General features: G+C 42.0%; 16 protein-coding genes. 3 read left to right on the forward strand and 13 right to left on the reverse strand.

Going from position 1 to position 20,308, the window contains the following annotated elements:
* Positions 1 to 171 precede the first annotated feature (171 nt).
* Positions 172 to 831, forward strand: coding sequence for a DUF4840 domain-containing protein (locus KFO40_RS23150; RefSeq protein ID WP_049702536.1), 660 nt, complete (start codon positions 172 to 174; stop codon positions 829 to 831).
* A 126-nt stretch (positions 832 to 957) separates the two neighbouring features.
* Positions 958 to 1,650, forward strand: coding sequence for a DNA alkylation repair protein (locus KFO40_RS23155; protein WP_211146844.1), 693 nt, complete (start codon positions 958 to 960; stop codon positions 1,648 to 1,650).
* Positions 1,651 to 1,770: 120 nt separating this feature from the next.
* Here the strand turns inward: KFO40_RS23155 and KFO40_RS23160 are convergent, their stop codons facing one another.
* The 4 genes from KFO40_RS23160 to potA are packed head-to-tail and all read right to left on the reverse strand — an operon-like array spanning position 1,771 to position 6,126.
* Positions 1,771 to 3,102: an ABC transporter substrate-binding protein gene (locus KFO40_RS23160; protein WP_049703332.1), complete on the reverse strand. Its 1,332-nt coding sequence runs from the start codon at positions 3,100 to 3,102 to the stop codon at positions 1,771 to 1,773.
* A 32-nt stretch (positions 3,103 to 3,134) separates the two neighbouring features.
* Positions 3,135 to 3,929: an ABC transporter permease gene (locus KFO40_RS23165; protein ID WP_117684272.1), complete on the reverse strand. Its 795-nt coding sequence runs from the start codon at positions 3,927 to 3,929 to the stop codon at positions 3,135 to 3,137.
* Positions 3,923 to 4,723, reverse strand: coding sequence for an ABC transporter permease (locus tag KFO40_RS23170; protein ID WP_004316765.1), 801 nt, complete (start codon positions 4,721 to 4,723; stop codon positions 3,923 to 3,925). The genes KFO40_RS23165 and KFO40_RS23170 overlap by 7 nt, the downstream gene beginning before the upstream one ends.
* 11 nt (positions 4,724 to 4,734) lie before the next feature.
* Complete coding sequence (gene potA / locus KFO40_RS23175) at positions 4,735 to 6,126, reverse strand: polyamine ABC transporter ATP-binding protein (RefSeq protein WP_087323334.1); 1,392 nt, start codon at positions 6,124 to 6,126, stop codon at positions 4,735 to 4,737.
* A gap of 138 nt (positions 6,127 to 6,264) precedes the next feature.
* On the opposite strand from potA, the gene KFO40_RS23180 reads away from it, so the two are divergent.
* Complete coding sequence (locus KFO40_RS23180) at positions 6,265 to 7,368, forward strand: TlpA disulfide reductase family protein (RefSeq protein WP_087323333.1); 1,104 nt, start codon at positions 6,265 to 6,267, stop codon at positions 7,366 to 7,368.
* A 267-nt stretch (positions 7,369 to 7,635) separates the two neighbouring features.
* On the opposite strand, the gene KFO40_RS23185 is transcribed toward KFO40_RS23180, so the two are convergent.
* The 9 genes from KFO40_RS23185 to KFO40_RS23225 form a co-directional block, all read right to left on the reverse strand.
* Positions 7,636 to 10,200 carry a glycosyltransferase family 1 protein gene (locus KFO40_RS23185; protein ID WP_004316772.1) on the reverse strand — a complete coding sequence of 855 codons (2,565 nt, stop codon included), beginning with the start codon at positions 10,198 to 10,200 and terminating at the stop codon, positions 7,636 to 7,638.
* 36 nt (positions 10,201 to 10,236) lie between these two features.
* On the reverse strand, positions 10,237 to 11,898 hold the full coding sequence (locus tag KFO40_RS23190; RefSeq protein WP_008019765.1) for a glycogen/starch synthase: 1,662 nt from the start codon (positions 11,896 to 11,898) through the stop codon (positions 10,237 to 10,239).
* Between the two features lie 202 nt (positions 11,899 to 12,100).
* A complete protein-coding gene (locus tag KFO40_RS23195; RefSeq protein WP_004316776.1) occupies positions 12,101 to 12,565 on the reverse strand; it encodes a V-type ATP synthase subunit K in 465 nt (154 codons plus the stop codon).
* A gap of 75 nt (positions 12,566 to 12,640) precedes the next feature.
* On the reverse strand, positions 12,641 to 14,458 hold the full coding sequence (locus KFO40_RS23200) for a V-type ATP synthase subunit I (protein ID WP_211146845.1): 1,818 nt from the start codon (positions 14,456 to 14,458) through the stop codon (positions 12,641 to 12,643).
* Positions 14,455 to 15,060 carry a V-type ATP synthase subunit D gene (locus tag KFO40_RS23205; protein ID WP_004297640.1) on the reverse strand — a complete coding sequence of 202 codons (606 nt, stop codon included), beginning with the start codon at positions 15,058 to 15,060 and terminating at the stop codon, positions 14,455 to 14,457. The genes KFO40_RS23200 and KFO40_RS23205 overlap by 4 nt, the downstream gene beginning before the upstream one ends.
* Before the next feature lie 108 nt (positions 15,061 to 15,168).
* A complete protein-coding gene (locus tag KFO40_RS23210; protein WP_004297639.1) occupies positions 15,169 to 16,497 on the reverse strand; it encodes a V-type ATP synthase subunit B in 1,329 nt (442 codons plus the stop codon).
* A gap of 31 nt (positions 16,498 to 16,528) precedes the next feature.
* On the reverse strand, positions 16,529 to 18,289 hold the full coding sequence (locus tag KFO40_RS23215; protein ID WP_211146846.1) for a V-type ATP synthase subunit A: 1,761 nt from the start codon (positions 18,287 to 18,289) through the stop codon (positions 16,529 to 16,531).
* A gap of 17 nt (positions 18,290 to 18,306) precedes the next feature.
* Positions 18,307 to 19,149, reverse strand: a complete 843-nt coding sequence (locus KFO40_RS23220; protein ID WP_008022965.1) for a DUF2764 domain-containing protein — start codon at positions 19,147 to 19,149, stop codon at positions 18,307 to 18,309.
* 11 nt (positions 19,150 to 19,160) lie between these two features.
* Entirely contained in the window at positions 19,161 to 19,751 is a 591-nt protein-coding gene (locus tag KFO40_RS23225; protein WP_004316780.1) for a V-type ATP synthase subunit E family protein, read from the reverse strand.
* Between the last annotated feature and the right edge of the window lie 557 nt (positions 19,752 to 20,308).

The following is a 20,308-nucleotide window of genomic DNA, read 5'->3' on the forward strand; positions in this document are numbered from 1 at the left end:
ACAAAATCTGCTATTTGCTTAAAGGTCCCATCCATCGGGACCTCTGCACAGCATTCTTGCAAAAAAAATATTCTGTTTTTTATTTCCTTGTGCAGTATTTTACAATTACCGGCATTTACCCTATGTACGTACACCTTAATTTTGAAAATTAATAATCTAATTTTAAACAGTATGAAAACTTTAACTGAAATAAAAAAAGTTCGTTGTTTTAATCGCTTAGTTTTATTTGTAGTGGCATTGGGCCTGATAACCACTTTTACAGCATGTAGCAATGATGATGATTCAGACATTCCCGTATATTCTCTTAAAGATGTGGATGGAAATTATTCCGGTACCATGTTGACAGAGTCTGATCTGCCCGTTAACCCACAAACTAATTCCCCAAAAGAAGAACAGCCGGAAGGAGCCACCGTTACCGCTGAAGTAAAAGACAATCAGGTCATGATTAAAAAACTCCCGGTAGACGATCTCATCAAAAGTATCGTTGGTGAAGAAGCTGCCGGAATTATCATCGAAAATCTGGACGATATCAATTACAACATTCCTTATACCGCTGCCTTTAATGATGACAGTAAAGGCTCTATTCTACTTCAATTAAAACCTGAACCTTTGGAAATAAAATATACTATCCCGACTCAAGCACAAGCAGACGGGGAAGAAGCTCCTCAAATTACGATAAAAGTAACCATAGAAGCGGAAGAAAAGGGCCAATATACATATAAAGACCAAAAACTTACATTTGAAATCAAAGCAACCAAAGTGGAAGTAGAAGGACAGCCGTTTGAAGACTTCTCACCTACTACATTCAGTTTCGACATGGACAAGAAGTGACTAACCGTATAAACTTTCCCAAAGTATTTTCATTATGATGGGAATTATCTCCCAAAAGAGTATGCCGTCACATGATGCGCATGCTCTTTTTTTTTATACCTTTGTGAAATAACCAACTATATCAAAATGACTACAACTGAAAACATACGGAAAGAGTTACAAGCATTAGTAGATGCCAAATATAAGGAATTTCACTCTTCCCTCCTTCCGGGAGCGAACAATATTCTCGGTGTACGTATCCCCCAACTGCGAATCATGGCCAAAGAAATTATAAAAAAAGAGGACTGGCGTACGTTTGTAGAGTCAACCGATACGAACTATTATGAAGAAACAATGCTTCAGGGAATGATTATCGGACTGGCAAAAATGGAACTTGAAGAACGAATGAACTATGTAGCAATGTTCATTCCCCGTATAGATAATTGGGCTGTATGCGACATTTTCTGCAGTGAACTGAAAACTGCCGTAAAAAAAGGAAAAGAAACCGTATGGCAATTTATCCAACCTTATCTGAAATCCTCTAAAGAATTTGAAATACGCTTCGGGATTGTGATGCTTTTCCACTATGTGGATGACGAACATATCGATTCGTTACTGGAATATGCCGATTTATTCAATCATGATGCTTATTATGCACGTATGGGTATGGCATGGATGCTATCATTGTGTTTCATCAAATTTCCCCAAAAGACAATGGAATATCTGAAACATAGTACATTGGATAACTGGACTTACAACAAAGCACTGCAAAAAACAATCGAGTCTTTCCGGGTAAACAAGGATACCAAAGATATGCTTCGGAATATGAAAAGACGATAAAAACAAAACACGGTGAACATCCCGCCATTAGCATTCCGTTCACCGTGCTTCTTATTCTTTCTATAGATACCACTTCTATCTTCGCACCTATTTATTTTTTGTTTGTAATCCGGAGAAATACTAATTCCTCCTCACCTTTTTCCTTCTGCTTCTGCGCCTCTGTTGTTTCTGGCGGCTGTAACGCTGCCATCTTTTATAAATCATCCAGCCACTCATCAATGCAACAACGACAAAGATAAGAATAGTTATGCCAACCCCCAAATTATCGCCCTTAATACGCGACCAAATATCAAGAACTTCTTTTGTCTGATCGCCAAAGTCACGAATCATGGCACATCGTTCTACCACTTTGCGATCCGGGTATTGTATCTTATCAATTTGTATGCTGTCTGCACCCGGTCCGAAAAAGTAACTTAAATCGGCATAATAATGGAGGGTCGTGTCTGTTTTCTCTTCCAGTATTTCGGGCGTAGCTATGGAACTTACATATCCGCAGAAATCCATATTCCGCAAAGCAATGTCCGGACGGCACATAAAATTGATGAAATAACTGGCTGCTTCCGGATTTCTGGCGTATTTCGGGATTACCCAACCGTCATACCAGATATTGCTCCCTTCCTCGGGAACTTCATAATCCAAGTCCACTCCTACCGCATTTGCCTCTTCAATCGCCCAGATCGCGTCACCGCTCCAAGTCATATTCAGCCAGGCTTTATTCTTCGTCATCATCTCCTTGCCGAAATCCGCCTCCCAACCGGCAATATTCGGTTTCAAGGCTTTCAGGTATTTTTCGGCCAGTTCCATCGCACGTGGAGAGTAGTCGTTCATCAGCTCTTCCACTGTCACCGTTCCTTCTTTCAGTTCCTTCGCATGCGCATAGATGACAGCTGTTCCATAAGCATCACGGTAACTATCCTTCATCAGGATTTTTCCGGCGTACTTTTTATTCCAAAGACAATCCCAGGACAACGCTACCGAATCGGGTACATAAGCCCGGTTATACAGAATTCCAGCCGTTCCCCACATATAACATACAGCATAGCGGCTCGCCTGCTCACCCGGTTGGCTCAATTTATTGATTTGTTCGCGAATAAACGGAGCTACATTATTCATGTAGTTGGGAGAATGTGCAAAATTCGTATCGATGGGCAGCAGCAAATGTTTCTTCAGCATACGTTCGATGATGTATTCCGAAGGACAGACCACATCAAAATCTTCATGCCCCTTTTCAATCTTCGTCAGCATGATCTCGTTGATGTCGAATGTCTGGTAAACGATACGGATATTCTCACCGGTCTGTTCTTTATAATATGCCTGGAAATCCTCGAGTACACCTTCGCCGATGTAATCTGCCCAGTTATAGATTTTAAGGACCCGCTCACGAGGTTCACCGGAATTATAGCATCCGGTCAAGGTCAGTAAGAGCAGGATTACGGGAATTATTCTTTTCATATTATTTATGTAGTAGCACATTTGATGGTCTATTAATCTTTTTTCTTCGCTTTTCCTGCCCGATAATTGATGCCAATCAGCAACGCCAGCACCACGACAAAAATGATAGCCGAAAGCGGACGAAGTTCAGGGGTCAGCCCTCCCTTGCGGGCATCGGCATAGATATAAGTAGAGAGCGTCTCCAGACCTTGATTACCAATGGTAAAGACAGTTACGGCAAAATCATCAATGGATAGAGTCAATGCAAGCATAAAACCACTAATCATTCCCGGACGAATCTCCGGAACAATAACTTTCCACAAAGCTTGCATGGGAGTCGCTCCCAAGTCAAGAGCGGCCTCATAAATATTCGGGTTCATCTGCTTCAAACGAGGCAGAACGCTCAAAACAACGTATGGCGTACAAAAAGTAATATGAGCAAGCACTACGGTTGTGTATCCTTGTGTGATTCCTAAAGAAACAAACAAAAGGAAAAGCGAAATACCCGTGATGATATCTCCGTTCAGAATAGGAATACTATTCACAAAACTAATCGCTTTACGCGAACGGGATTTCAGATTAAAGATGCCGATAGCAGCCACACTACCCAGCAAGGTAGATGCCGTTGCAGCCAGCAGAGCAATAGTAATCGTGTTAATCAATGCATTCATCAAAGAATGATGCGTGCCTGTAGTGAAAAGCGAAGTATAAAGTTTTGTGGAGAAACCAGTCCAGTTGCCCAGCACTTTCGCTTCGGTGAAAGAATAGATGACGATAATCACGATAGGAGAATAAAGCAACAACAGCAATATCCACAAGTAAGCCTGCGCAAATATTTTCTTTACCATAGCCCGCCTCCTTCGTTCGAATTGTCCTTATCGTCTGTGCTAAACAAAGAAGTAGCAGCAATCAGCAGCAACATAATAAGCGAAAGTGCCGCTCCATAGTTCCACATGCTGTTATTGATATTTTCCTGAATCGTTGTACCAAAGAGTTTGATGTTATTCATCGTCAGCAACTCGGCAATGGCAAATGTCGATATAGTCGGCATGAACACCATCATAATTCCACTCATCACACCCGGCATAGAAAGCGGAAGGACTGCTTTCAGAAAGACTTGCAGCGGATTGGCTCCCAAATCTTGTGCAGCTTCAATATAACTATGATCCATCTTCTGCAACGTGTTGTAAATAGGATAAATCATAAAGGGGATAAAGTTGTATACCATACCGAATATCAATGCTCCCTCGCCCAACGGTACACTAAAAAAGTCGAACAAGGCAACCGTAGCAAGGGTACGCACAAGAATATTTACCCACATCGGCAGGATAAACAGTACGACCATCGTCTTGGAACGGTTCAGCTTACTGTTACTCAATATCCATGCTGCAGGATAACCCAGCAAAATACAAACAAGGGTGGTAATGATGGCAATACCGATAGAATATACAAAGGTATTGATTGCTTCAGGATGTTCGAAGAACTTCTGAAAATTGGCGAGTGTCAAATGACCGCTATCATCGGTAAAGGCATATACGACAATTAAAAACAGCGGTATAATCACAAAGATCGCCGAAAAAATAATGTAAGGGAGAGTCCAACTCTTACGTGATGACAAAAAGACTATAAACTTCTTATTCACTTCCTTTCCTGTTAATCGGTTATTTTAATTATACGAATGGCATCTGGAGGGATGGTAATACCTACACGGTCTCCGTCATCCCATACATCGTTCGTATCTACAAATACATTCTCGTCCCAGTCTGACAATACGGTCAGATGATAATGGTCGCCCTTGTAAAGGATGAATTTTACCTCACCTGTGAGCGTTCCGTCTTCTTCATTATCCTGAAGAATCACTTTTTCAAAGTCTACCTCCACTTTGACATTCGTATCGGCAGCTATATTTTCCACCGGAGTACATTCAAAGTTACAGCCCAGGAATTCCACATGAGTGGCATCCAGCAATTTTCCTTCAAACGTATTGCAGATACGCTCTTTCTTCATGATGTGAATATCAAACGGCTTCACCAGCAGTCCGACTTCCGCTCCTACTTCAAAATGATGGTAATCCTGCACCAGGAATTCATATCCGCCGCACATCACCGTCATTTCATAATGCACACCTTTGAAAATAGAAGTCTCTACCACGCCTACCAACTGCGCCATATCCGAAACGGGGAAAATATAAAGATCTTCCGGACGGATGACTACGTCTACCGGAACATTTTCACCAAATCCTTCATCCACACATTCAAACTCCGTGCCGCAGAAGCGTACCAGCTTATCATGAATCATGGTACCATTGAGGATATTGCTTTCTCCGATAAAGTCGGCAACAAAAGCGTTGATGGGTTCATTATAAATATCAATCGGTGTACCGATCTGCTGAATCTTTCCTTCACTCATCACAACAATCGTATCGCTCAACGTCAATGCCTCTTCCTGATCGTGAGTGACGTAAACAAACGTTATACCCAAAGATTTATGCATTTCTTTGAGCTCCATTTGCATATCCTTACGCATTTTCAGGTCGAGCGCTGCCAGCGGCTCATCCAATAGCAACACTTCCGGCTCATTCACAATGGCACGGGCAATGGCTACACGTTGTTGCTGACCACCGGAAAGAGAATCCACATCGCGGTATTCATAATCTGTCATACCTACCATCTTTAAAGCAGCTTTCACTTTCTTCTCAATGGTTTGTTTCGGTGTCTTTTTCAGTTTCAGGCCGAAAGCAATGTTATCATATACATTCAAGTGCGGGAATAAGGCATATTTCTGAAATACCGTATTCACGGGACGCTTGTGGGGAGGGGTTTGTGTTATTTCCATCCCCGAAATTCGGATCTCGCCTTCCGAAGCCGTCTGAAAACCGGCAATGAGACGCAACAACGTGGTTTTACCGCAACCGGAAGGACCAAGTATAGTGACAAACTCGCCCTTTTTCACGTTTAGAGTCACATCATCCAATGCTGTTTTATCGCCAAAATACTTCGATACATGGCTCACCTCAATGATGGATTTATCTTCTTGCATATTCATACTAAAGTTTGGGCTGCAAAGGTACACATTTCTGCGGTTTTCACCTAGGTGTTAATCTAATATAACAGTGTTTTTCGATGCCCGACAGAAAAAAAATCTATCTTTGCATAAATATTTATTCACTAATTTTACAAAAGCATGAAAAAGTTAACTTATTTAGTTATTGCAACGGCAGCGTTAGGCATGGTAGCTTGTACGGGCGGAAACAAAGCCGGATACGTTGTCACAGGTACGGTAGAAGGTGCAAGCGATGGTGACACCGTTTATCTTCAGGAAGCTACTGGCAGAAATTTGACCAAACTAGATACAGCCGTTATCACCAAAGGTACTTTTACCTTTGAAGGTACACAAGATTCTGTGGTTAGCCGCTATGTCACTTGCGAAGTGAACGGAGAGCCATTGATGATTGATTTCTTCCTCGAAAACGGAAAAATCAACGTTGCCCTGACCAAGGATAACGACGCTGTGACCGGTACTCCTAACAATGATGCATACCAGGAAATCAGAGCTCAAATCAATGACATCAGCAAGAAAATGAATACCATTTATGAAGCAATGGGCGACACTTCTTTAAGTGATGAGCAGAAAGAAGCCAAACAAAAAGAGGGTGCCCAGCTGGAAGAACAGTATGACAAAGTAATCAAAGAAGGTGTTAAGAAGAACATCGCCAATCCGGTCGGAGTTTTCTTGTTTAAACAAACGTTCTACAATAACTCTACTGACGAAAATGAAGCTTTGTTGCAACAAATTCCTGCGAATTTCCAGAATGACGAAACAATCGTAAGAATCAAAGAGATGACCGACAAGCAGAAAAAGACTGCCGTAGGTACTCAATTTGTTGATTTCGAAATGCAGACTCCGGAAGGAAAGGCTGTGAAGTTGTCTGATTACGTTGGTAAAGGTAAAGTGGTATTGGTTGACTTCTGGGCTAGCTGGTGCGGTCCTTGCCGTCGCGAAATGCCTAATCTGGTAGAAACTTACGCAAAGTATAAAGGTAAGAACTTCGAAATTGTAGGCGTATCTCTCGATCAGGATGGAGCTGCATGGAAAGAAGCAATCAAGAAGATGAATATGACTTGGCCACAAATGTCCGACCTGAAATTCTGGCAAAGTGAAGGTGCACAGCTTTATGCAGTAAACAGTATTCCTCACACTGTATTAATCGATGGCAGTGGTAAAATTATCGCTCGCGGTTTGCATGGAGAAGAACTTCAGGCTAAAATTGCAGAAGCTGTAAAATAACAGATCGAAAAAGAAGGTTTTTCAAAGGCTTTAAAGTTCAAACAAGGGGCTGTTCGAAAAGCCTTGATCCTATAAAATCACGCTTACTACGACATGTTGCAGTAAGCGTGATTTTTCTTTTCAGATGGTTTCTTGCTTATTAAAAACTTCACAAGTCAACAACCAAACAGATAAAATTCAGCCCCTGTAATTCTCGAAAGAACACAGGGGCTGAATCTATATATGAAAGTAAGGGAGAAGGACTCCCCTACTTCTATTTCAAACAAATTAGATAAACCAACGTACGTAGCAGAAGTCTTGACGGTGTGGAAGCTCCGGATTCTTCGGGAACATACGGTAAGACACCTTGAAGCTACCTGCATTTGACAAGCTGTGTTTAACTTGGAATGTATACAAGTTACCTTCTTTCTTGATAACACTAAACGGTTCTACAGAGTAAACATGTTGTTTGCCGTCTGCAGTTGTGTAAGTAGTAACCAATTCAAGTCCCACTGCATCATTCAAGCCTTTTTCATCGATCACGTAAGTAATAGTATATTCTTTTCCGCTTTCGATGTCACCGTTCTTCAGGTCTTCTACCTTGTCGCAAGATACGATTTCAATAGCATCCCATTTAGCAACCACTTCTTCTTTCCAAGCTGCGATTTCTTTTGCTTTTGCATTATCATTAGCAGCCAAAGTCTGGAAGCGTTTCGCCAGTTTGCAATAGAATTTGCTATAGTAATCATCCAACTGACGCTTCATTGTATAATGAGGAGCGATCTGTGCGATAGAATTCTTCACCACTTTGATCCAGCCTTCAGAATATCCTTTCTTATTACGTGCATAATACAACGGCAAGATTTCAGTTTCAAGAATACTGTAAATAGTAGCAGCATCCAACTGATCCTGATGTTCCTGGTTCTGATAAGTACGTTTTTCTGTCAATGCCCAACCTGCACCTTCACGGTAACCTTCCAGCCACCATCCGTCTAATACAGAGAAGTTAACAACACCGTTCATCAAAGCCTTTTCGCCCGATGTACCGGATGCTTCCAACGGACGAGTCGGAGTATTCAACCAGATATCAACGCCTGAAACCAGACGACGAGCCAATTGCATATCATAATTTTCAAGGAAGATAATCTTACCCAGGAATTCCGGACGGCGAGAGATCTCGATAATACGCTTAATCAAACCCTGACCTGCACCATCGTGCGGGTGAGCTTTACCTGTAAACAGGAATTGTACCGGGTAATCAGGATTATTCACAATCTTAGAAAGACGATCCAAATCGGTGAACAACAAGTGTGCACGTTTGTAAGTAGCAAAACGACGACCGAAACCAATCAGTAATGCATTCGGATTGATCTTATCCATCAATGAAACGATACGGGAAGGGTCTCCCTGGTTCTTCAACCATGTATCGCGGAATGACTTACGGATATAGTCAACCAACTTATTCTTCATAGTCATACGAGTCTTCCAAATCTCTTCATCGGGCACATTGTAGATAGCTTCCCAAATCTTAGGATTAGATTGATCGAACCAGAAATTTTCGTTGAAATATTTAAAGTACAGTTCTTTCCATTCAGTTGCACTCCAAGTCGGGAAGTGAACTCCATTCGTTACGTATCCTACGTGGCTTTCTTCCGGGAAATAACCTTTCCAGATAGAAGAGAACATTTCTTGAGAAACCTTTCCGTGCAGCCAGCTCACACCGTTCACTTCCTGTGAAGTGTTACAAGCAAAAACAGACATACAGAAACGTTCGCCCTTGTCACCCGGATTGTTACGTCCGAGATCCATCAAGTCATCCCAAGTGATACCCATTCTGGAAGGATAACCACCCATATATTTGCCGAACAGGCCTTCATCAAAATAGTCGTGACCTGCAGGAACCGGAGTATGAACAGTGTAAAGAGAAGAAGCACGAACCAACTCGATAGCTTGATCGAAAGTCAATCCTGTAGCTACATAGTCGCAGATACGCTGAACATTGATTAATGCAGCATGTCCTTCATTACAGTGATAAACATCTTTCTTGATGCCCAGTGCTTTCAAAGTCAGGATACCACCGATACCCAACAAGATTTCTTGTTTCAAACGGTTTTCCCAGTCGCCACCATAAAGCTGGTGAGTGATAGGACGGTCGAATTCACTGTTCATTTCATTATCCGTATCAAGCAGATACAAAGAAATACGTCCAACGTTTACACGCCATACGTTTGCATGAACAAAATAATCAAGATAAGGAACGTCAACTATCAACGGCTGACCATTGGCATCCATTACACGTTCAATAGGAAGTTGACCGAAGTTTTGTGCTTCGTAGTTGGCAATCTGCTGTCCATCCATAGACAACGTTTGAGTAAAGTAGCCGTAACGATACAAGAAACCTACCGCACACAAATCAACATTGCTGTCGGAAGCCTCTTTCAGATAGTCACCAGCCAATACACCCAGACCACCGGAATATATTTTCAGGACGCTGCTCAAGCCATATTCCATACTGAAATAAGCGATAGATGGGCGTTGCTCATCCGGCTTCACATCCATGTAATCTCTGAATTTCGTATAAACTTCATTCATTCTTCTTAGAATCACTTTGTCTTTTGCCAGCGCTTCCAGCTTTTCATAGCTCATACGTTCCAACAACAGTACTGGATTCTGTCCACATTCTTTCCAAAGTTCCGGATCTAGATCTCTAAACAGTTCAGTCGCTTCAAAATTCCATGCCCACCAAATGTTGCGTGCGATTTCAGACAACTTCTCCAACTCTTCCGGTATACGTGATTTTACAGTAACCTCTTTCCAGTTGGGAGTATTCACATTACTAACTTTGATTTTCATAATGTTTACGTTTACTTATTGATAAATAATTCTTTCTTAACTCAACTGACGCTTCATAGCATTGCGTAAGGCAATGTCATAAGCCTCATAGTAATATTGTATAAAGTGCTTCCATAAAGCCTGTTCTGCCACTTCGGCAGCACGCTTACGGATTTCCTTCACTTCTTTCTCCGTCTTATCCGCAAATAACGTAATTGTATCTTTAATACCATCCGCTACTTCCGAATAATTATAGTCCGAACGATGCAGCACTTCTACTCCATCATTAATGCCATGCTGGTTCTTCAGGCTGTTTACCCAAAGTCCGAATCCTGCCAGATCAGTAGTGATTGTCGGCACATGGAATGCTACACTTTCCAACGGAGTATATCCCCACGGTTCGTAATAAGAAGCATAGACACTCAAATCCTGTCCCAACAATATATCATAATATTCTTTATTCATGATGCCATCACGACCATTCAGATAACAAGGTACAAAAATCACTTTTACCTTATCTTCCGGACGATTGCCCATTCCCAGATATTTCAACATATCCAACACCTGGTCATGAGTCATATTATGCAGCCAATGAGTGATAAATGGTACTTCGAGCGGAGTGTCGAACTTCTCCTTGCTCTTCAAACGTCCCTGCAAATCCTCACGGGGGTCTCCTACCCAACCGGGTACATTGATGAATGCCAAAACATTCTTATGCAAATTCTTATCCCTGTTCAAGCGGTTTAATGATTCCAAAAATACATCAATACCTTTATTCTTAAACTCATATCGTCCACTGGTTCCGACAATTAACGTATCGTCACCCAGATTTGTTCCCAATAATTTATTCGCTACATTGAGCATCAAGGCACGCGCACGTTTACGTTTTCCGGTAAATGTGCTTCCTTTCGGTACAAAATCATCTTCAAAACCGTTCATCAGAACAACATCTGCCGGTTTATCCAGTAATTCCTTACACTCATTATTGGTTATTTCGCTCACCGTCGTAAAACAGTCTACGTAATGTGCAGTCTGTTTTTCAATCGAGTGTTTCGATTGCATGTTCAGTTCTTGCGCCATCTGGTCGCCATTATAAGCAAACAGATAGTCGTACAACGGTTTATGATTACCGGCAATAGAACGACCGATAGAAGTAGCATGGGTCGTAAAAATAGTAGCCACCTCCGGCACAGCTTCCTGTACATAAAGTGCTCCCATTCCAGTCATCCATTCATGCGCCTGATATACCACCTTATCCGTTTCTGTCAAGTTGTAGCGATAGAAACTCTCTACCACTCTTCCCGCAGCGTATGAAAACATAGAAGCTTCGTCGTAATCGCCATAAGCGTGCAACGAATCTACTTGATAACGATTCCACATTTCTGTGTATATATCGTCTTTCTTTTCAAAAAAAGGTTGGAAATCAACAAGAATGACTATGGGTTCACCGGGGATATTCCATCGTCCTATACGGACAGAAAGTTCGTCTTTCTCAAGTGCATGCTTTTTCCAGGCAGCACATAGGTTATCCGACTCGATGAATAGAGGGTTTTCTTTTCCTTGCCATACATCAGGACCTATGAAGAAAATTCTGTCGCGGAACTTTTCCTGCAATGTATTTGCCCGTGTCGACAAGACGGTGTATATTCCTCCCACTTTATTACATACTTCCCAGCTGGACTCGAAGATATAATCGGGGGTTAATAAATCTTTTACCATATAATATATTAAAACTCTTTTTAGTATGCGAGTGCAAAAGTACACATTATTCTTTGAAAAATAATACTTTATGCGAAAAATATGAGTTAAGAAGAGGAAAGAAACGTTGCCCTATAATGAAAAAAGAATATCCCCTTGCACATGCAAAGCTGCATGTACAAGGGGATTGAAACTCCTTTATAGGAAATATTCTTGCTAAAAATTATGCAACGAGTGCACTACCGATCAAGAAGGTTGCAGCCAAAGCAACGATTGCATAAAGCTCGGGGAATACGGCAAGAATCAACGTATTACTAAATACATTGTGTCCCTGTCCGATAGCTGCAATACCGTTTGCACAAACTTGTCCCTGACGGATAGCGGAGAATAAGGCAACCAATCCTAAAGCAATACCTGCACCAAGAACTGCTGATGCCTGGATAGCTGTAATTTCAGGAGTCAAAATACCGAAGATAGTCTGAAACATGAAATAACCGGCAAAACCATAAAGACCCTGTGTACCCGGAAGGGCTGTCAATACCAGGAAGTTACCGAATGCACTATCATTCTTCTTCAATGCTCCGATGGCAGCATTACCTGCAATAGTTACTCCGTAAGCACTACCGATGCCCGACAAACCAACCATAATCGCGATGCCAATGTAGGCGATAAACAAATTCATTTCCATAATCTTATTCTATTTTTTATTGTTTAATTCTTAAAATATTAATTCTCTATTTCTAATTTTTAATCTTCAGTTTTTTTAATTTCTGAACGGTTTGTACTCTTTACCGCCTCCTTCATATCCGGAGTTCTTGAAGAACTCAACGAACGTCAGACGCATCGGGTGAACCATTGCACCCAGCACATTCATGAAAATATTGATTGCATGACCGATCACGAAAATCAGTACCATTACAATCGGGCCTGCTATTACATTATCCGGACTCATACCTACTGCCAGACTGTTGAACACTCCCGCCAGAATACCTCCGGAAAGTCCGAGGGCAAACAAACGAACGTAAGACAAAACATCTCCGAGCAAACCGGTAACCATGTTGTATGAATCCCATAATCCCAGTCCGATATTCAGGAAAACATTCTTTCCCGGACTGTTATAAAGGAAAATCATAGCAGCCGAAACACCCAGGATTATCAAGTGCACCGTGCTTCCCATCGGCATTACGTCCGGTAACAAAGCTGAAACTGCCATTGAAACCAGCAGGATGATCCATCCGATAGTTGCCACAGCATATTTGAAACCAAACTGAATCGTCTGATTCACAGCCTTCAGCACCATACCGAATAGAATCTGGATAGCTCCCAATATCAACGATAATTGGAACATATCATTATTATCCATCATGACAGCATGTTTCAAGCGTTGAATAATCGGCCAATCCAAATTGTAGATGTTCGCTCCGAAGAACGTACCAGTCAGCAAACCGCAGAAGAACGTTGATACCGCCAAAACCTGTATCAATGAGATGATTGACTTCATTGACGGGGTTACTTTCTTCGCCATCAACCGATAGGCCGTAGCTCCCAGGAACAGGAACAAACCATATCCGGAATCTCCCAGACAAAGTCCGAAAAAGACCATAAAGAATGGGGCAAAGAACGGTGTCAAGTCCAACTCATTATACTTCGGAAGCATATACAGCTTACAGATCGGTTCGAACCAAGCAAAGAATCCCTTATTATTCAATCGAATAGGAACATTATCGCCCGGCATCGGATCGGTAATCTCATAATATACATGTGCGTCATTCAGATAGGCCTCTATCTCCACTTGACTGAATGCAGGCGCCCATCCTTCAATCAACATCAGTTTGTCACCGGCAGTCTGTTCGGAACTTAACACGACTTTAGAGAATTCAATCTGGCTTTGCAACTCTTTCAGAGCAGCCTTCAATGAAGGAATATCCGTTTCGGAAAGCGCAACCAGTTTCTTTTCATTCTCTTCAACAGCCTGTTCTGTTGTATTGTAAAGCGTTTCAAGATGTGCCAAAGAGTATGCAGGTAATTTAGCCTGCTCCACATCCAAGTCCACTTCCTCTCCACCTTTCGTTACAGTCACGAAAAATACTTTAGAAGAAATGCGGTTCACAATCATTGCATTGTATTCCGTTTCCCACTCTTCTTTGTAATTTCCTTCCGAACAGCTATAGAAACCGATTACATAACCGGCATCTTTCAGCTTCTGAACATTTGCCGGTTCAAAGTTGCCCCAGGCTTCCAGAGCTTCTTTTTCTTTGGCATAGCTTTGTAACTGCTGCGACAACTTTCCATGCTCTGTCTGTAAAGCATCCACTTCGTCCAGCACTTGCATTCCACGGGCAGCCGTTCCTCCTTCCGTAGCAATCACGGCATTCTTTTCATGCTTCTGGTTCTGAAGCAACTTCAAGGTAGCCGCCAAACGGTTGGAAAGACGAATATTATCCTGCAACTCCGTGTTATCGGCAGCCCCCTGTTGTTTCTCCACAATGTGGACTACACCAAGCTCCCGCAGACTGTTCAGGAATTCTTCATATTCTTTGTGATACACCAGAAAGGTGAGTTTCTTCATTTTTGTAATCATGCCTCTACCTCCTTCCTTTTTTCTTGATGGGACTTCATGATCTTTTGCGAAGATTTCGACAGGTTTTCTTCATCTTCCATAAATCGCTTGATTTTTCGCAATGCATCCTGATAGCCCGGTATCTGCACCTTCTCAAAAAGGTTCACCTTTTGAGTGGTCTTTTTCCTTGCATGTTCTAACAAGTTCAGCTTGGCGAGCATAAATTCACGTTCAATTGCTGTATGAGCCAGCTCTTCCAACAGGTGGATACCGTCGGCATACCACTTGGGAGCATTAAACATACTGTACGGACGTATCTCGAATTCTACATTCTCGAGCAACGGTACGCGCACACCCGCAATCTTTTTCACGCCAAGATGAACATCATTCACCTTTATTAATGAAGCGTCAAACTCATTCCAAAGGGCGAACATGGCTTCATAGGCTTGAATTTGTTGTTCGAGCCTATCCTCCAGATCGGCAGCTTCCGTTTTACAGCGTTTCACTTCCATGCGGAGGGCGCTTTCCTTATTCTTAATGATAGGAAGCGTACGCACCCGCACTTTCAGTTGCTTTTCGAGCTGCTGAAGAGAGGTTTTGTTATATTGAAACTTTATAGCCATCTCGTTGATTTACTAATTTAACGATTTACAATCAGGCGATTGAAATTACTTCTTATAAACATAAATAATCCACAAATTTCAACCGTAAATGGTAAATCGTCTAATCGTCTAATTATTTTGTTTTGGCCAGTATTGATCCACCAAGTCTTTCTTGATATTCACCTCTTCCGGACGGAAGTATTTACCGAACAAGCCCCAGGCAACGTCCAGCATTTCAGTTGTATCAAGGTTAACATCAATTGCCAATAACTGATTGGAATAGTCCTTCGCAAAAGCCAACGTACGTTCGTCGTAGTTTGTCAGGTCGAAACCATTTTCCATCTTCGTCTTAGCGTTAGCTGCATCGGCATAAAGACGTACGGCAGCATTCATCACCTGCGGATGGTCTTTACGCGTCTTCTTACCGGTAACCAGCTGTTTCAAACGAGACAACGAACGGAACGGGTCAACAATAACCTTACCAATATCACTATCACGACGCAGGAACAACTGACCTTCTGTGATGTAACCCGTGTTATCAGGCACAGCGTGAGTAATATCTCCACCGGACAAAGTAGTCACCGCAATAATTGTGATTGAACCACCGGAAGGGAACTGCACCGCCTTTTCGTAAATCTTCGCCAAGTCCGAGTAAAGTGATCCCGGCATAGAATCTTTAGACGGAATCTGGTCCATACGGTTGGATACGATTGCCAACGCATCGGCATAGCTCGTCATATCGGTCAACAGTACCAGCACTTTCTCATTATTATTTACTGCAAAATATTCAGCAGCAGTTAATGCCATATCCGGAATCAGCAAACGTTCTACCGGCGGGTTTTCGGTCGTATTCATGAAACTCACGATACGGTCGAGTGCACCGGCATTAGAGAACACATTCTTAAAATACAGGTAGTCATCATTCGTCATACCCATACCGCCGAGGATAATCTTATCCGTTTCAGCACGTAAGGCCACGTTTGCCATTACCTGGTTGAACGGTTGGTCCGGGTCGGCAAAGAACGGAATCTTCTGACCGGATACCAATGTATTGTTCAAGTCGATACCGGCAATACCCGTTGCAATCAGTTCCGACGGTTGTTTACGCCGAACCGGATTCACAGACGGACCACCAATTTCCACTTCCTGTCCTTCAATGTCCGGACCTCCATCAATCGGGTCACCGAAAGCATTGAAGAAACGTCCGGCCAGCTGCTCACTCACTTTCAATGTAGGCGATTTGCCGAGAAATACTACTTCGGCATTGGTCGGAATACCTTCCGTACCTTCAAATACCTGCAAAGTGACATCGTCACCGGCAATCTTTACCACCTGTGCCAGTTTACCGTCCACGGTGGCAAGCTCATCATACCCTACTCCTGTCGCTTTCAACGAACAAGTAGCCTTGGTAATCTGAGTAATCTTGGTATATATCTTTTGAAAAGCTTTTGTTGCCATCTTACTTATTTACGATTTAACAATTTACGATTTACGATTGAAGTTTCCTCTCTTCAATCAATTCCTTCAGTTGTTTCTGGAATCCTTCATACTGTTCTGATTTGAACTTCGAATAGTTCATCTGCTTACAGATATTAATCATCTTCTTGAAGTAGTCCATTACTTCGTTGAAGTTATCAAATTCAAATTCCGTATGACAGATGTCGATTATCATATTCAGAATGTCTTCCTGACGTTCCATCGGAGTTACCGCGTCAATTTCGTCAAAAGCATCCTGTTGCAGGATTACAAAGTCAATCAATTCAGATTTCCAGAAGATCACGTGATATTCTACCGGCACACCATCGTCACCGAGGATATTGATCTGTTCGGCAATTTCCTTACCACGCTGTAAACGGGTCTTAAGTTCATTTACCTTTCCGATCCATTCATCATTGATATGACCTTTGATATACTCTTCAAATTCCGGATATTCGATATATTTTGAATAAGAATCAATCGGATTCACTGCCGGATAACGTTTTTTATCGGCACGGTCCTGTTCCAATGCATAGAAACAACGGGCTACCTTCTTCGTATTTTCAGTTACCGGCTCCTTCAAGTTACCACCGGCAGGAGATACCGTACCGATAAATGTAATAGAACCCGTTTCGTCATTGCTCAGTTTTACATATCCCGCACGACCGTAGAAGTTAGAGATAATAGCCGAAATATCCATCGGGAAAGCATCTGGTCCAGGCAACTCTTCCATACGGTTGGACATCTCACGCAGAGCCTGTGCCCAACGGGAAGTAGAGTCGGCCATCAACAAGACTTTCAATCCCATTGAACGGTAATATTCCGCCAGTGTCATCGCTGTATATACAGATGCTTCACGCGCAGCTACCGGCATGTTAGAAGTATTGGCAATAATAATAGTACGCTCCATCAACTTACGTCCTGTGTGCGGGTCTACCAGTTCGGGGAACTCGGTAAAGATTTCCACCACCTCATTCGCACGTTCACCGCAAGCTGCAATGATAACGATATCCGCTTCCGCCTGCTTAGAAATAGCATGCTGAAGCACCGTTTTACCTGTACCAAACGGACCGGGAATAAATCCCGTACCACCTTCCACAATCGGATTCAGCGTATCAATCACACGTACACCAGTCTCCAACAATTTGAAAGGACGCGGTTTCTCCTTATAATTCGTCATCGCACGTTTTACGGGCCATCTCTGAACCATAGTTACAGGAATATCATTACCTTCTTCGTCTGTCAGGATTGCGATAGTATCTTCTATCTTATAATCACCTTCCGGCATGATTGTTTTTACGGTAGCCGTTCCCTTCATAGTGAACGGGGCCATTATTTTCAACGGCTGAAAGTTTTCATCCACCTGTCCCAACCATACAGAAGCCTGCACTTTGTCACCTACATTCACCAATGGTACGAAATGCCATATACGCTCTTTATCCAACGGATACGTATATTGTCCTCTCTTCAGGAAAACTCCGTCCATTTTGTCGAGGTCATTTTGCAGACCATCATAGTTTTTCGATAACATACCCGGGCCTAATGTCACCTCAAGCATGTGTCCTGTAAATTCGGCTTCGGCGCCCACTTTCAGTCCACGGGTACTTTCAAACACCTGGACATATACATGTGAACCTACAACCTTAATCACCTCCGCCATCAACTTATCGCCACCGGTCGAGATATAACAAATCTCATTTTGAGCTACCGGTCCGTCAACGACGAGGGTCACCATGTTGGCAATAACGCCACTAACAGTTCCTTTTGTTGCCATATATTTTTTTTATTTTATTATCTGAATTCTGCAGGAATCTGCACTTCGTTCTTCAGCGACTCAATAATGCTTCTGAACAACTGATTACCTCTTTCCTTATCCAGTGAAATCCACCTTTCAATCATTTCCAGCTTCAGCAGGAAAGCAAAAATACGCTCAATAGTGAAATAGTCGAAGAAAATAGCATCCTCCATCCAGTTCCACCGCAGGGCATCCAACTTCTTCTCACGCTCCACCAGTTCTGTAATCTCACTGATTTTCACTAACGATTCAAAAACATCCACTTCACCGGACAGTCCGAAATCGCGGGCACTTGATGTACGCAATGCTTCGCATACTTCCGTATTTCCCACAACATTGGAAGCAATATCCCACTTGAATTTACGGCTGGTAAATGCAACAAGAATATTATTGATGTTCAGATTGAATTCAAACCAGGCAGAAACAAACTTATTTCCACACTTCATGGCATACTCATAATACAAAGCAGCCAGATGATCTTCGTGCAAAGTCGTACTTTCAGCCGGAGTATTCAAATAATCAGTTATAAAAGTGGAGAGATAAACCGGAAATTCTTTAGGACTGATTTCTCCGCCTTCTCTCAGAATAGAAATATATTCTGTGAGCTCTTCAGCAGAGTAATTTCCCCGTTTGTCGATTTCCGCTTCTTTATCTTTGAGAAGTTTCAGCACATTTGCATTATCAAACTTCAGATAAAACAAGTCGATCAACTTCCGGTCTGAAGCAGACAATCCATTGTAGATTTCAGTTTTAAAATCGGCTACTGTATAGCTCAGCTTACTGTCTTCCAGTGAAAGTTCCGGCAAACCTGCTACCAAGTAATAGTACTTACTACTCATAGTCGCTTTTTTTAAAATAGCATTTCTACTAATTGAGGACGCAAGAACGCTTTGAAGTAATTCATGAATTCTTCTTCTCCGAAGTTCACCTTATACGAACCGTCCGCCGGAGAAACGGTAAACAGAGTCTTGATACCATTTACTTGCTGGATAGTCACTCCCTTGTCTAATAAAGCTTTTGCATGAGCTGCAAAATACTTTTTCAGTGATTCCGCATCGGCTGTTGAGATGACGATAGGTTCGTCTATGCTCCATTTGGATGCCAATGCTACGATAAACGCGTTCAGATAATCTTTATCCTGAGCGAAATCTTTCACGGAAGCGGTTATCAACTTGTCAGTTACCATTGTAGCGACTTCAGATTTGAGCGCATTCACAGCCTGACCGGCAAATAGTTTTAACTCTGATTTAGTATTTTCTGCTAACTCATCAGCAGATTTACGAGAGGAGTTTACAATTGATTCTGCCTCTTTACGGGCATCCTCAATGATTTTCTTAGCTTCTTCCTGAGCATTCGCGATAAGTCTTTGCGCTTCCTCGTTTCCTTTTTCCACGCCTTCACGATAAATCTTATCGGTCAACTCTTGAATTTTGTTTTCCATATTAACAGGAGTATTTAGTATTATTACTATATTAACTATGTGTCCTTTCTCAGATTCTCGCCAAATTTACAAAAATCAATTTGATAAAAAAGAGAAAGAAGAAAAGAAAAAAGATTCGTTTGCAAAAAAATCACAGACCTACACCTATTTTGTTCCACTTTTGCCCTTTTCCTATTACTAAATGACACATTTCCGGATTTTTCAAACCGGAAAACAAATATAAGGAATCCAAAAGATATTTGAAAACAAATATATATTGAAAGCGACAAACAGGATATTAATACAAGATTAAATAACAAAAGCTATTGGTATCACATTTGGCATTAGTGAATACTGCTATCCTATTTGCGGAAGAAGAGAAGAGGTTATCTTTTATCCGTCCTTAAAAACAGCCCCTCTTGATTCATTGATGAATCTTTTTACAAAGTACCAAACAACAGAAAGCCCCTTGATTCGTTGTTGAATCAAGGGGCTTCTCTAAAAACGGCGGCTACCTACTCTCCCACTGTTACGCAGTACCATCGGCGTGACGAGGCTTAACTTCTCTGTTCGGAATG

The organism is Bacteroides sp. 1001302B_160321_D4, assembly GCF_015667765.1.
GTDB classification, from domain to species: Bacteria; Bacteroidota; Bacteroidia; order Bacteroidales; family Bacteroidaceae; genus Bacteroides; species Bacteroides xylanisolvens.

Bases quoted from the DNA above. Each gene is read 5' to 3' on its own strand.
- KFO40_RS23180 (WP_087323333.1), top strand. From the start codon at position 6,265: ATGAAAAAGTTAACTTATTTAGTTATTGCAACGGCAGCGTTAGGCATG.
- KFO40_RS23195 (WP_004316776.1), bottom strand. From the start codon at position 12,565: ATGGAAATGAATTTGTTTATCGCCTACATTGGCATCGCGATTATGGTT.
- KFO40_RS23165 (WP_117684272.1), bottom strand. From the start codon at position 3,929: ATGGTAAAGAAAATATTTGCGCAGGCTTACTTGTGGATATTGCTGTTG.
- potA (WP_087323334.1), bottom strand. From the start codon at position 6,126: ATGAATATGCAAGAAGATAAATCCATCATTGAGGTGAGCCATGTATCG.
- KFO40_RS23205 (WP_004297640.1), bottom strand. From the start codon at position 15,060: ATGGCTATAAAGTTTCAATATAACAAAACCTCTCTTCAGCAGCTCGAA.
- KFO40_RS23210 (WP_004297639.1), bottom strand. From the start codon at position 16,497: ATGGCAACAAAAGCTTTTCAAAAGATATATACCAAGATTACTCAGATT.
- KFO40_RS23200 (WP_211146845.1), bottom strand. From the start codon at position 14,458: ATGATTACAAAAATGAAGAAACTCACCTTTCTGGTGTATCACAAAGAA.
- KFO40_RS23185 (WP_004316772.1), bottom strand. From the start codon at position 10,200: ATGAAAATCAAAGTTAGTAATGTGAATACTCCCAACTGGAAAGAGGTT.
- KFO40_RS23190 (WP_008019765.1), bottom strand. From the start codon at position 11,898: ATGGTAAAAGATTTATTAACCCCCGATTATATCTTCGAGTCCAGCTGG.
- KFO40_RS23215 (WP_211146846.1), bottom strand. From the start codon at position 18,289: ATGGCAACAAAAGGAACTGTTAGTGGCGTTATTGCCAACATGGTGACC.
- KFO40_RS23150 (WP_049702536.1), top strand. From the start codon at position 172: ATGAAAACTTTAACTGAAATAAAAAAAGTTCGTTGTTTTAATCGCTTA.
- KFO40_RS23160 (WP_049703332.1), bottom strand. From the start codon at position 3,102: ATGAAAAGAATAATTCCCGTAATCCTGCTCTTACTGACCTTGACCGGA.
- KFO40_RS23225 (WP_004316780.1), bottom strand. From the start codon at position 19,751: ATGGAAAACAAAATTCAAGAGTTGACCGATAAGATTTATCGTGAAGGC.
- KFO40_RS23155 (WP_211146844.1), top strand. From the start codon at position 958: ATGACTACAACTGAAAACATACGGAAAGAGTTACAAGCATTAGTAGAT.
- KFO40_RS23220 (WP_008022965.1), bottom strand. From the start codon at position 19,149: ATGAGTAGTAAGTACTATTACTTGGTAGCAGGTTTGCCGGAACTTTCA.